Consider the following 12,710-nt stretch of genomic DNA (forward strand, 5'->3'; position numbering starts at 1 on the left):
ACGTCGCCCACTCGACCGAACAAGCTCAGGAGAGAGTGACGTGCGTCACATCACGCGGGAGTGCGGCTCACGCCGGGACGCTGTACACGTCCTCCAGCTCATGCAGCGACCCCGGCATCACGACCTCGGCCACGAACCGCACCACGTCCGAGGCGTCGTGCATGCCCGCGAGCATCACCATCACCGGGTCGGACTTGCTGATCTGCAACACCTCGGCCTCGTCGCCGGCGGGAAGCCGCGCGGTCAGTCGCTCGGAGATGTGATCCACCCGCAGGCCCTTGACCGACCGCAGGTGATCCCGCAGCCCGACCGGCAACGCCGCGTCCTTGTCCAGGTCGGTGCCGTACACCAACTCCAGCGGAAACCAGCACGTCACCAGGTCCGAGGCGATCTCGTCGCGGACCGTCAACGACCGCCGCGCCAACACCCGCCCCCCGCCGCCGTCCAGGCCCAGCAGCGAAGCCACCCCGGCGGGAGCGTCGACCTGGCCGACGTCGACCAGCCGCACACCCGGCAACGTCTCAGGACGGTCCAACAGCCCCAAGCCCCGCCGACCCGCCCGCACATCGGAGGCGGGACGGCCCTTCACGAACGAGCCGCGCCCGTGCTCACGGCTGATCCACCCGTCCTGCTGGAGCATCTGCAACGCCCGCACCACCGTGGTACGCCCCACCGCGAAGTCCCGGACGAGCTGTGACTCCGAAGGCAGCATCGATCCGGGCGGGTAATCCCCGTTCTCGATCCGCCGCCGGATCTCCAACACCACCCGCGCATACTTCGGGGGCTCGAACTCCAAGCTCGACATATCAACCACCTGACTACTGTGACACTTGACCGCATAAGCGCATCTCACGGCACTGTAACGCCCTGCTCTCCCTCGCGCCAGGACAGCGAGCAGCCGGACGCCTCACAGGTCGGCAGGGACCGGGAAGCCCGCCGCGAGCAGCGCCACCCGCACCTCACCCACCCGCCGAGGCCCCATCTGCGGCACCCTGCCGAGGTCACCCGACCGCAGCAGGCCCAGCAGTCCCCCCACCGTCTTGACCCGCCAGCGCCGATCGTTGCGCAACGCCGCCACAACCTGCGCCGACAGGCCCAAGCACACGACCGGGCAGGCCAAGGCGACACGGTCATCGGCGTGTTCATGCTGACCGTCAGCCGCAGCCACGGCCGCGGGGAACACCGCATCCAGCCCTGAGGTACGTCCGGCCTCCACCAGCAGGCCGAGCAGGTCACCGACCGTCCGCACCCCCAGGCACGAGATCGGGCACTCAGGTCCGAGGCCCGAGTGCCCGATCTTGTGCGCGTCGTCGCCGGTCACCTCGGCCACGGCCACCCCTGCGCGTTCACGATCGCCTCCCGCAGCTCACGCGGGCTGAGCGCCTCCACAAGCCGCACGTCACGACGGACACGGACCATCGCCCACCATGCCCCGGTCGCGTGCCCGTACCAAGCGACCACCCCGGAGAACTCCCGCTCGATCGCCGCCGTCACCGACCGACTCCGCTCGTCCGACGCCGACACCCACGAGACCCCCATCACCCGCACCTGCCCGGCGAGCTGGCGAAGGGGACGGCCAGAACGCGCGCGATCCGGTCGGCCGCCGTGGTCGTGTCGGCGACCGGGCACAGCGGCTCCAGCTCCGGCGGGGACTTGCGGGACGACCCCGACCACACCCACCACCACCACAACTCACCGTCATGGCGGCGGCACACCACCTCTTGCCGCAGGCCCGGCGCGAACGCCTGCCCGCGAAGGTCATCGGTGTCGGGCTCACCGGCCGGGTTACGCACCCGCACCGCACCATGCCCCCACACCTGCGCCACCAGGCCACGCCCGGTCAACGCCTCCACCAGCGCCAACGCCGCCGGACGCCACGCACTATCCGGCATCCGCGGCCTCACCGACTCACCCACAGCTCACCCACTCCCAGAGAAGGGAAGCGGGGCCGGCAGGGCAGACGACCACAGGGAGACCCGCCACCCCGAGCGCGGTCGGGTCCGGGGGGACCCCCAACCCGCGCGTCAGCCGCCGCAACACCCACCGGCCCCGCAGTTTCCGGACTACGCCGCCCGCGTCTCACGCGAGGGCGCACATTGACGACACGGCACCCGCTCAACCTCCGGCCCGGAACCACCCGGCGCTCCGACCAGCACCGCCCGCCGAGAGTGAGCGAACTTCCACCCACGACCGCCGCAGTTCCCGCACCCGTTGACCGCCTGCTCGTCTCGCATGAGGCCAACACTCCCGCGTGCCAGCGTCCTATAGAAGGCCGTCTATAGGACACTGCGAGGACGTTTATAGGACGCTAGAAAGCGTTAGGCGCGTCACAGAGTCCGCTCGGTGCCCCTATGGGCGCTAAAGTCGGACCCGTAGAGGACTCACCATGGAGGAAACGACGATGCCGCGCCCAGCAGGCAACACCCGTCTCAAAGCAGCCCGGCAGCACGCCGGATACGCATCCCAGCAGGCACTCGCCGACGCCATGACGGCAGCCGCTCCACTGCTGGGATTGGGGAGCATGCAGATCAGCGCCCGCCAGATCCGCCGTTGGGAGTCCGCGTCCCCGCCATGGCCGCGCGCCGACCATCAGCGCCTCTTGGTCCACGTGCTGCAACTGCCCGTGGAGGAACTCGGCTTCACTCCGCCGTGGGAGACCTCGGGCACCTCGGCGACGTCACGGCCTAACCCCAACGCGTCCGCCGTCCCCGCCCAGGGAACCGGTGCCACGCTCCCACTCCCCAGGGCCAACGCCGCCGTCCAGCCGCCCACGGTCGGAGCCGACTTCTCCGCCATCAACGGCGCGTTGCGGCGCCTCTACTTCTCCGTGCAGCCCGCCCAGCTCCACCCGACCGTGGTCGAGCACACCAAACTCGGCACGCAGCTCCTGGCCGAGACGACCGGCGTCCCGCGCACCATCCTGGCCACCGCGCTCGCTGAGTCCCTGCTCCTGGTCGGCCGCATCGAGTTCTTCGACCTGCGCCAGCCCGACGACGCCGACGCCTCATACGTCCGCGCCCTCCAGGCCGCCGGCGAAGCCAACGACCCGCTCCTCGGCGCGGCGATCCTGGCCCACGCCGCGTTCATCCCCGGATGGGACGGCCGCCGCGACGAGGCCGCCGAACGCATGCGCGCCGCCCGCACCTACGCCCGACGCGGCACCGCCCCCGCCGAATTCCTGGCATGGCTGGACGCCGTCGAAGCCGAATGCGAAACCCGCTGCGGACACCCCCGCGAAGCACTCCGCCTCATCAACCACGCCGAACACCTGCTCTCCGAGAGCACCCGGCAGCCCGCCCCCGAATGGTTCAACTGGTTCTCGCCCATCAGCCTCGCCTCATTCAAGGGCGACACCCAACTCAAAGCCGGTCAACCCGCCCAGGCCAAGGCCACACTCCTCGGCGTCCTGGACGCAATCGGCGACACCAACGCCAAACAACGCACCGTCATCCTCGGCGACCTGGCAGCCGTCGAGATCGCCCAGCGCAACCCCGAAGCCGCATGCACCTACGCCGAACAGGCCCTAGACCAACTCGCCGTCACTTGGTACGCCACCGGCATGGACCGCGTCCACGACGTCCGCCGCGCCCTCCAACCATGGGCCGACACCGAATGCGTCCGCCGCCTGGACGACCGCCTCTACGGATGGCAGACCACCCTCAGCGCGCTCCAGCGTTGAACTGAGCGATACGACCCGGAAGCTCGGCCAGCGAATCAATCCGCATCGTCGGAACGCGGTCGGCTTCCGGGTCGTCCTGCTGAACGATCCCCCACGGCCCCCGCCGAATCAGCGCCGTCCGCAACCCCGCCTCAGCCGCAGGCATGATGTCGTTGTCCAACCGGTCACCCACATACAGCACCTCACCGGCATCACACGGCGCAGCGTCCACCACACACCGGAAGAACCCCGGATCAGGCTTGGACACACCCCAGTCGTCCGACGTAGCGATCATGTCGGAAGGCAGATCCAGCGACCGCAGAATCCCGCCGGCCCGCACCGTCTGATTCCCCGCGATCCCGACCCACAGCCCATCACCCCGCAACTTCGCCAGCGTCGGACGCGCATCCGGGTACAAGTCCTCTTCCCCGAACGTCTCAGGCTGCCCAACCTCGGCCCGCTCCTGCCGCTGCTGCGTCAGATCGAACCCCGGCGCGAACACCTGGAACGTCTCCCGGTAATCCAACCCCCGAGCGATCACCGCCCCGAACATCGCCGAAAACGTATGCCGAGGCACCCCCAACCAGTCAGCCCACGTCCCATACTCGCGAGACTCATCAACCAGACACTCGCCCACATCAAACACCACTGCACGGATCATGCCGCCCACCCTATGAGGGCCCCGCCTGTCCCCACCGCGCCTAGGATGCGTTTGGCGTGCGGCGCGTACGAGAACCTGGGCCGACGAGGGGCGCTACTGAGGCCGAGGCCCCCCAGAAGCCTGCGAGGCCCTACGAGCCTTCGCCGAGCTACCGACCATCACCCAAACCGTCCTAACCGGTCGCAGCGGGAGCGTCCGTGGCGTTGGAGATTTTGATGAATCTACGGCAGGTATGAATCCTAATTGAAATGCAGGATTTGAGTGCAGAGCGACCGGCCCTATGCTTCCCATTCCTTGTTCAAGGCTTCTAGTGCTCTCTTGACCACACTTCCCGCTTCTTTGGCTGCAAAATACTGACTAACCCCATGCCATATGGCACGTCGAACTTCACTGTCAATTTCGTCTGGAATTGTATGAAATTCTAGACCGGAAGCCATGTGGTAAGCCATTGTTAGCGGCATGTCTAGACGTGGCAGGCGATCGGAGAGTCGCTCAAGTTCTTCTTCGATGTGGCGAAGCTCTTTCTCCTTTGACCGTGTTTCGGTGATAAGGTCCGACACTTCGACACTGTATGCAATTGCCTTTAGGCGCTCAAGTAGGTCCATGGTCAAACGGTAATCGTCTTCATGCTTTGTTCGTCGCACATCCCGTGCGCGTCGCTCCTCTTCTAGCTTCTTCTGCTCTCTCGCGCTTTGGATTTTGCGTTGATCCTTCTGAGCCTCTTTTTCTGCCGCCAAGCGTGCGTTGGCCTTTCTCTCGGCGCGCTCCCTTTTGTAAACCCAAAGGACGGCGCAGATGCCGGCCAAGCTCCCCACCAGCCCAAAGGCGGTGCTCACGATGTCGCCTACGTCCATGCGCACATTATGAGGCACAGGCGTGTCACGAGTGCTGCGATTGACCAGATAGGGGGCCGACCGCCATGGCCGGATGTTGCCGAGTTCAGCCGTTTGGGATCAAGGGGCGGCGGCGCTCAGGCCGCTGCGCGGCCCCGCGCCAGGCCGCCCGGAGCATGCGGCGTGGGCGCCGGTCACCGGACGGCCGCGCCGGGCCGCGCATCCTGCCACCGCCGCTCCGTCCGTCAGCCGCCGGCGGTCACGGGGTCCGCGCCGCCGCCCAGGTCGCAGGCCACCACGTGGCCGAGGTCTTCCTTGCCTCCGGCGGGGGCACTCCGACTCTGGGAAGCCGGAGGCGCGCCCGTGATGGTCGTCGGATAGTTGGGGGATGCCTGAGCTTCCCGTCTGCCGCCGTCCCGATCGGAGATCTACCAGACCAGGGCCAGGGCGTGAAGGTCGTTCGTCCAGTGGGGCGCTCCACCTTCACGCCCTGGCCCTGGCCCGGCAGCGCGGTGCGCGGGACGACGGCAGACGGGAAGCTCAGGCGGGGGAGCGGTGTGCGTGCCACGCGGGAGGACGGCCCCGTGCCACTTGCGTGCCACATCGGAGCGTCGGAGCTGTGGGGCGCGGCAGCTCAGGACCTTGATCAGCCTGTGTGATCATGCCGCGCGCCCGTGCCATTAGCGTGCCATTAGGTCTGTGGACAGAGAGCGTGTGCCGTCCTGGACGGGTTGCGAAGGCCCAGGTGAGCGCCGTCCGGTTGATGATCGCGGCTCCTTACAAGCGAGGAGTCGGCGGTTCGAAACCGTCCGCGCCCACCCAGGTAGAGGCCATGATCCGCAGTCGCGGATCATGGCCTTTGATCTTGTGAGGGACTGACCGAAGCGGTGAAGGGGAGCGGTTCCTCCGGGCCGTCGTGCTCAGTAGCTTGGTGCCCGTGACCACCGATGATGAGCGTGACCGCTTGGCGCGGGAGCTGCTTCGCCTGGGCCTTCCTGAACTGGTCGACGTGCTTCGCCGTGTGCTGCCCGCTCACCGCGCAGAAGGCGATGCCATGCCTTCTGCGCTGGTCCTCGCTGAGATCTCCCTGCCGCCGGCCGGAGAGCCGTCCTTGACTCGGCCGTTCATCGAGGCCGTCGCCTGGCCGGATCGGGACCACTACGACGGTGGCTTCGGGCCTGAGCCCGCACTGTACGAGCAGGGCAGTTGTACCGGCTGCGGGCTAGAGGTTACTTCGACGGCCAAGCGCGCCTTCTGCCCATTCTGCGGGACGGTCTGTCACCTCACCTAAGGCCCGGGACAGTCGCCGCAGCGCCGGTCCCGGCTGATGGGGATGCCGTGATCTGACACGAAGCTGTGTGTCGTATCTTCCGCGGCGTCGGCCTCGGCGAGGCCGGGGCGGGCGCTCCGGGGGGTGGGGGGTGAACCCCCTGGTCCCGGTGGGATCAGGGGGTTCCGGGTCGTCAGCAGAGGCCGCGCGGGTTCGAGGTGCGGCACTTGTTGTGGCGGAAGCGGTTGGTCTTGCTGCCGCTCTTGTCGACCAGGTCGTACGGCGCGTTGCCGCGGGCGACGTTGGCCTTGATCAGGTTGTGCCGCGCGGGACGGGCGGAGCCGTGCTCGGGGGCGACGCCCGGGAAGAGGACGATGCCGCCGGAGTAGGGCAGCCTGCCCCGGTTGCCCTTGACGGTGTTCTTCGCGACGGTGTTGTGCTCGCCGCCGAAGAAGAGGATGCCGGTGCCGCCGAGCGCCGGGACGGGGCCGTGCGCGGCGCAGTTCCGGTTGTTCCGGTAGATCTTGTTCTTCTGGACCTGGTTGTGGCCCTGGCCGCCCTTCTGGCCGTCGTCGACCAGCGCGACCCCGGCGCAGTTGCCGGTGATCTCGTTGTCGTAGACCTTGACGTGGTGGGCGTGCCGCACGAGGACGCCGAGCGTGTTGCCGTACGAGTGGTTGTGGGCGACGACGGTTCCGCGCGCGTTGGCGGTGTCCCCGACGTACAGGCCGGCGTCGTCGGCGTTGTCGATGGCCCAGTTCCAGGTGAACTCGCCCCGGGTGGAGCGGTACTCGGCGATGCCGTACTCGCCGTTGTTCTTGGCGAGGACGGCCATGACCGCGAGGCGGTCGGTGTACATGCCGTGGACGCCGGTGCCCTTGAAGTCCTGGACGGTCAGGTTCCGGATCGTCGCGCCCCGGACCGGGTGCTTCGACCGGCCGATGACGCAGATGCCCATGCCGGGCGCCTTGGCCTTGGCGCAGTGGTCGCGGTAGCCCGGGCGGATGATGGTCCTGTTGCCCTCGCCCCGGATGGTGAGGCGCTTGCGGACGAGGACGCCCCCCGCGTAGTGGCCCGCCTGGAGCTTGATGGTGTCGCCGGGCCTGGCGCGGTCGACCGCGGCCTGGATCGAGTGGCCGGGCCGGACGACGTGCGTATGCCCTTTCCGGACGTCGGCCTGGCTCGCCGGTGCCACGGACGCGAGCCCCGCCAGCACGGTCACCGTGCCGAGCGAGGCCGCAAAAATCCGCCTCATCCCTATTCCCCCGTTTCGTGTTCTGGGTCAGGATCCGCCACGGCACGCGCCGGGACGGTATTCCTCGATCATCTTCGAACGGACGGCGTAATCCAGTGGTGCCAATGGAGTAAACAATCGGGGGGGTTTATGGCAACCGCCGTCCGGCCCCGTCCTGGAAAACTCCGGAGATGGGGACGGACGGGGTGAGATCGTGCCGGGAGCGGTTATCTGCCCAGGCCGAGGACGGATGTCGAGGTCCAGTGGGCCGAGGGGCAGGGGCAGGCGCCGGAGGGCGGCGCGACCGGTGAGCGAGACGGGCGCGTCGGCGACGGTGCTGGTCGTGGTGCCGGACGCGTCGCGCGTCGTCCCGTCGAGCAGCGTTGCCGCCCCTGGGAGGTGAAGGCGGTCGGCGTCACCGCGCCGCCAAGAGCGGGGATAGGCCGAAGAGGGCCCTTTTCGTGGATGCATTCCTCCTTTCCGGTGTCACGTCCGATGTTGAGGGGCTTCTTGCCTTGTCCGGGCCATTTGCCGATACGCGCGCCGTTCTGCGACGTCTGTGATCGTTTTTATCGTCTATGGGCAAGAGAAGAAGGGGCGCGGGGAATGGTTGGTTCGCGCAATTCTTTGGTTCCGGTGAACGTTATGGCCCGGTCGCGTGGCGTCCGTCCCGCCCGGAGGCTCGCGGGAGCGCGCGGCCCCGGCCTGTGTGACGTACGTCTCCGCAGGTCACGCTGCGGTGTTACATGCCGTTCACAAACGGGCAACAGATGCGAAATGCCCGGTTGGCACGTTCTGTAGGGCCGAACCCGTGAGGCCAGGCAGAGACGAAGGGACCGACGTTGAGCTACAAGGCCGAGTACATCTGGATCGACGGCACCGAGCCGACCGCGCGGCTGCGGTCGAAGACGAGGATCCTCGCCGACGGCGCCGACCTGCCGGAGTGGGGGTTCGACGGGTCCAGCACGAACCAGGCGCCCGGCGACCGCTCGGACTGCGTGCTGAAGCCGGTCTTCTCCTGTCCCGACCCGATCCGCGGCGGTGACCACAAGCTGGTCCTGTGCGAGGTGTTCCTCGTGGACGGGACGGCCCACGAGACCAACACCCGCGCCGAGCTGCGTCCGATCGCCGAGCGGTACGAGGCGCAGGACTCCTGGTACGGGATCGAGCAGGAGTACACGTTCTTCAAGGACGGCCGCCCGCTGGGCTTCCCCGAGCGCGGCTACCCGGCCCCGCAGGGCTTCTACTACTGCGGCGTGGGCGCCGACGAGGTGTTCGGGCGCGACATCGTCGAGCGGCACATGGACGCGTGCCTGGAGGCCGGCCTGAAGATCTCCGGCATCAACGCCGAGGTCATGCCCGGCCAGTGGGAGTTCCAGATCGGCCCGGCGGGCCCGCTGGAGGTCGGCGACCACATGTGGGTCGCCCGGTGGCTGCTGTACCGCATCGCCGAGGACTTCGACGTCTCCGCGACCCTCGACCCCAAGCCGGTCGAGGGCGACTGGAACGGCGCCGGCGCGCACACCAACTTCTCGACCAAGGCCATGCGCGAGGGCTACGACGCGATCATCACGGCGTGCGAGGCGCTCGCCGGGAAGGCGCAGGAGCACGTGGCCGGGTACGGCGCCGACATCGAGCGGCGGCTGACCGGCATGCACGAGACGGCCCCGTGGAGCGAGTTCAGCTACGGCGTGTCGGACCGCGGCGCGTCCGTGCGGATCCCGTGGCAGGTCGAGGTGGAGAAGAAGGGCTACATCGAGGACCGCCGCCCGAACGCCAACATCGACCCGTACGTGGTGGCGCGGCTGATCACCGACACCTGCTGCGCGGCGCTGGAGAAGGCCGGCCAGGTCTGAGCGCGGCCGGCCGGGTGCGGCCGGTCCGGACGAGCTGACGAGACGACGGCGATCCCCCCGGGGATCGCCGTCGGCATTTGCGCGGCGGGTGGCCAAGCGTCTGCAAATTGTCGAGCTTGGGCGAGTTCCCCCCATCGCTGTCGGGTAGCACCCCTACGTTCGCACCCGGGGGAGGGAAAATGCCCGACTCGCCATCCGGGCGGTCTTCCGGCGGCCTGCCCGGCAGGCACGCCGGCCGCCCTGCGCCACGGCCTTGGGAACGGTCGTTCCGGTGCCCCTCCACGGCGCGGCGGCGCCCGCCCGAGGCGCCGCCGAAGCGGTACGAGGACTTCGTCGCCCTGCACGAGGAGATCGAGGCCGCGGCCGGGCCGCCGCTGCGCCCGCTGTGGTGGACGGGCGTCTCCGCGTCGCTCGTCGGCGGCGGGCTCGCGTTCGCCGCGGTGATGGCGCTGCGCACGACGCTCGGCGTGGACGTCCCGGTGTTCGCGGGCGGGCACACCGCCGCGACCCCGGCCGCGACGAGCTACGCGCTGTGCGCGACGGCGGCGACGATCCAGGCGACGGCGCTGATGCATCTGCTGCTCGCGACGGCGGCGCGTCCCGTCCGGGCGTTCGCGTGCATCGGCGCGATCGCCGTGTTCTTCCTGACGGTCCTGCCGCTGACGATGCGCGGCCCGTTCGACGCGGCGCTCGCCACGTCCTTGATCAACCTGTTCGGCGGGACGTCGGTGGTCGTGCTGCTGTCGGCGGTGGTGGCGGCGTCCCGGCGGTCGCCGTGGGACCGGCCGTTCAGGCGCCCCCGACGCTGATCGTCAGCGGGCCGGGCGCGGCCGACGACGTCACCCGGGTGGGCCGCAGCCGCCGCCAGACCCGCACGTCCACGGGCGTGTCGGGGGCGAGGAGCCGCAGTTCGCGGTGCATGCCGGAGAAGCCGAGGCACAGGGAGGCCGCCCAGGTGCCGCGCGGCAGCGGGTCGTCGATGAACGCCCGCGTCACCGGGACGGCGGCGGTGTAGCAGAGCCGGCCGGGACGCTCCTCCAGCATGGCGATGACCTCGAAGGCGCGGTCGGAGCGTTGCTCGGACAGGACGAGCGTCCCCGAGATCGGCATGCTGGTCTCCCGCAGGTCGAGGTGCCCGGCGACGACGACCTCCTTGCGGCGCGCGTTCCAGCTCGCCGTGTCGGCGCGGCTCGATCCGGCGGAGTGCGGGCGCCCCCCGACGTCGAGCGCGAGGGTGCCCTCGGGGCCGAAGTAGGCGATGACCGTGATGGGGCCGGGCAGGAAGCGCCGCTGCGGCGAGGGGTCCATGGTGGGGGCGTGGCCGAGCGGGACGGCCGTCCGCTCCGCGGCCCCGCCGATCGCCAGGCCGACGTCCCAGAGCCCGCCGGGCAGCGGGGCCCCGCCCAGGACGGACACGACGTCCACCCGCGCCTCGAACGTGACGGCGCTGTCCAGCGTCTCGGTGGAGGCCGGCACGCGCAGCAGGTCGCCCGCGGCGCGTTCGCGCAGCAGCAGGTCGACTCCGGGGACGGCGCCGGTCTCGGGCCGGCCGCCGCGCTCGAACCGGCCGGCGAGCCGCAGTACGGACCCCGCCCAGCCGACCTCCGTCAGATGGGGATCCGGCATCGGCACCTCCGCCTCGTCCTTCGGCCGTCTCCTCACCCGTCCCCGCGATACCGCCGTCGAACCGGCGCGGAGGCCGCGAAGCGGAGGGGAGCGGACGGACCGGTCGGACGGACCGGTCGGGCGGACCGTACGGGGGCCGGGGCGATCGGCGGCCCGCACGGGGCCCGGGCCGCCTCCCGTCGCCACGGACTGTGATCGCAATTATGCGCGAGGTCGCCGCCGAAGCGCGAGATTCTCACGCGGCCACCTCCGGCCCGCGCTGTCAAGCCGAATTCACGCAGGCTTCACAGCGCCGAGATTTCCGCGGAACGGCGACCAGTGTAGGAATGGCCTGGACGGCGGAGGCCGATTTTGGTCAATGCGCTTCCGCCGGTGCCGTCGAAATGCGGAGGGACAATGACGCAATGATCCTCTCCCCGCGGGGCCTGCGAGACGCGACGTCCAATCTGCTGCGGCTGGCGCTGTCCGGCCAGGTCGCCGATCTGCGCCCGATGCCGGCGGACACCGTCGACGACGCGCCGGGACGGACGGTGTCCCGCTACCGGCCGCCGGAGGGGGTGGTGCCCGCCGGGCCGCCGGTGCTGTTCGTCCCGCCGCCGGACGCGCCGGCGCGCTGCTACGACCTGCGGCGCGGGTGCAGCCTCGCCGAGCACGTCGTCGGCGCCGGGCGCCGCAGCTACCTGCTCGACCACGGCCCGGCCCGGTACGACGACCCCGACCTGGGCGTTCAGCGGTGGGTCGGGGACGTGCTGCCGGGCGCGATCCGGGCGGTCAGCCGGGACGCGGGCGGCCAGCCCGTCCAGCTCGTCGGCTGGTGCCTCGGCGGGATCCTCGCGCTGCTGGCCGCCGCCGACGACCCCGGCCTGCCGATCGCGTCGGTCGCGGCCATCGCCGCGCCGGTGGACGCGGGCGCGGCGCGGCGGGCGGCGGCCCCGCCGAACCGGATCCCGCGGACGGCCGGCATGGACAGATATCTGCTTCGTCCCTGCACGATTCTGGCCCATCTCGACAGTGCCGATTTCCTCGCGCACATCGAGGCGATGGAACATTTCCGGCATATGACGATCGCCCATCCGGGGCACGCCGCGCGGCGGATCTATCGCGTCCTTTCCGGCGGCGGTGCGCTGCTGCGCGGCGGCGCGCTGGTCGGCGGACGCCGGGTGGACCTCGGCCGGGTCGGCGTGCCGGTGCTGGCCGTCGCGGGCCGCGGCGACGCGTTCGCGCCGGTCCGGGCCGTCCGGCCGCTGGTCGGCCTGCTGGGCGGCGCGCCGCAGGTGCGGTTCGAGATCGCGTCCGGCGGCCACCTCGGCGTGCTGACCGGGCGCGAGGCCAGGGCGACCACGTGGCGGCACCTCGACCGGTGGCTCGACGAGGGCATCGTCAGGCACGGGATCCGCGCGCAGCGCGCCGCTGCCACCGTCTGACCGGGGCCGCGGGTCTTCCGCACGCCAAGGGACGTCCCAATCTTCTTTGCGGTGAGGCCGGCGACACGCCCGATGGTGTGTCGTCACGGTAATCGGCGTGTCGCCGAACGTAGTGTTGCGCACCGTTGTTGCCGCACGGGACGTCGGG

Annotated in this window: 13 protein-coding genes; 5 read left to right on the forward strand and 8 right to left on the reverse strand. The window is 70.0% G+C overall.

The genetic code is table 11. The features are described from left to right. Positions 1 to 67 precede the first annotated feature (67 nt). The 4 genes from ACA511_RS21690 to ACA511_RS21705 form a co-directional block, all read right to left on the reverse strand. Positions 68 to 805: a GntR family transcriptional regulator gene (locus ACA511_RS21690; protein WP_375026306.1), complete on the reverse strand. Its 738-nt coding sequence runs from the start codon at positions 803 to 805 to the stop codon at positions 68 to 70. 102 nt (positions 806 to 907) lie between these two features. After that, positions 908 to 1,330, reverse strand: a complete 423-nt coding sequence (locus ACA511_RS21695; protein ID WP_375026308.1) for a hypothetical protein — start codon at positions 1,328 to 1,330, stop codon at positions 908 to 910. Further along, positions 1,318 to 1,539 carry a hypothetical protein gene (locus tag ACA511_RS21700; RefSeq protein ID WP_375026309.1) on the reverse strand — a complete coding sequence of 74 codons (222 nt, stop codon included), beginning with the start codon at positions 1,537 to 1,539 and terminating at the stop codon, positions 1,318 to 1,320. Before ACA511_RS21700 ends, ACA511_RS21695 begins: the two co-directional genes overlap by 13 nt. Beyond that, entirely contained in the window at positions 1,539 to 1,892 is a 354-nt protein-coding gene (locus ACA511_RS21705) for a hypothetical protein (protein ID WP_375026310.1), read from the reverse strand. Before ACA511_RS21705 ends, ACA511_RS21700 begins: the two co-directional genes overlap by 1 nt. 509 nt (positions 1,893 to 2,401) lie before the next feature. Here ACA511_RS21705 and ACA511_RS21710 point away from each other — a divergent pair. Further along, the gene (locus ACA511_RS21710; protein WP_375026312.1) at positions 2,402 to 3,679 is read left to right on the forward strand and encodes a transcriptional regulator; all 1,278 of its coding nucleotides are present in this window, start codon (positions 2,402 to 2,404) and stop codon (positions 3,677 to 3,679) included. Here the strand turns inward: ACA511_RS21710 and ACA511_RS21715 are convergent. Together ACA511_RS21715 and ACA511_RS21720 are read right to left on the reverse strand one after the other, a co-directional pair. Continuing rightward, positions 3,660 to 4,319, reverse strand: coding sequence for an HAD family hydrolase (locus ACA511_RS21715; protein ID WP_375026313.1), 660 nt, complete (start codon positions 4,317 to 4,319; stop codon positions 3,660 to 3,662). The two genes, ACA511_RS21710 and ACA511_RS21715, sit on opposite strands and share 20 nt — an antisense overlap. 278 nt (positions 4,320 to 4,597) lie before the next feature. Next, complete coding sequence (locus ACA511_RS21720; protein ID WP_375026315.1) at positions 4,598 to 5,173, reverse strand: hypothetical protein; 576 nt, start codon at positions 5,171 to 5,173, stop codon at positions 4,598 to 4,600. Positions 5,174 to 6,089: 916 nt separating this feature from the next. On the opposite strand from ACA511_RS21720, the gene ACA511_RS21725 reads away from it, so the two are divergent. Further along, positions 6,090 to 6,443, forward strand: coding sequence for a hypothetical protein (locus tag ACA511_RS21725; protein WP_375026317.1), 354 nt, complete (start codon positions 6,090 to 6,092; stop codon positions 6,441 to 6,443). 172 nt (positions 6,444 to 6,615) lie between these two features. Here ACA511_RS21725 and ACA511_RS21730 read toward each other — a convergent pair whose 3' ends face one another. After that, complete coding sequence (locus ACA511_RS21730) at positions 6,616 to 7,677, reverse strand: nitrous oxide reductase family maturation protein NosD (RefSeq protein ID WP_375026318.1); 1,062 nt, start codon at positions 7,675 to 7,677, stop codon at positions 6,616 to 6,618. An 821-nt stretch (positions 7,678 to 8,498) separates the two neighbouring features. Between ACA511_RS21730 and glnII the strand changes: the two genes are divergently transcribed. After that, entirely contained in the window at positions 8,499 to 9,512 is a 1,014-nt protein-coding gene (gene glnII / locus ACA511_RS21735; protein ID WP_375026319.1) for a glutamine synthetase, read from the forward strand. A gap of 179 nt (positions 9,513 to 9,691) precedes the next feature. Next, positions 9,692 to 10,321 carry a hypothetical protein gene (locus ACA511_RS21740; RefSeq protein WP_375026320.1) on the forward strand — a complete coding sequence of 210 codons (630 nt, stop codon included), beginning with the start codon at positions 9,692 to 9,694 and terminating at the stop codon, positions 10,319 to 10,321. Here the strand turns inward: ACA511_RS21740 and ACA511_RS21745 are convergent. Continuing rightward, positions 10,302 to 11,138, reverse strand: coding sequence for a hypothetical protein (locus ACA511_RS21745; RefSeq protein ID WP_375026321.1), 837 nt, complete (start codon positions 11,136 to 11,138; stop codon positions 10,302 to 10,304). The two genes, ACA511_RS21740 and ACA511_RS21745, sit on opposite strands and share 20 nt — an antisense overlap. Before the next feature lie 404 nt (positions 11,139 to 11,542). Between ACA511_RS21745 and ACA511_RS21750 the strand changes: the two genes are divergently transcribed. After that, positions 11,543 to 12,562 (forward strand): alpha/beta hydrolase, encoded by a 1,020-nt coding sequence (locus tag ACA511_RS21750; RefSeq protein ID WP_375026322.1) that lies wholly within the window; start codon positions 11,543 to 11,545, stop codon positions 12,560 to 12,562. Positions 12,563 to 12,710: the final 148 nt, after the last annotated feature.

It is taken from the genome of Actinomadura sp. GTD37 (genome assembly GCF_041951365.1).
GTDB lineage: Bacteria > Actinomycetota > Actinomycetes > Streptosporangiales > Streptosporangiaceae > Spirillospora.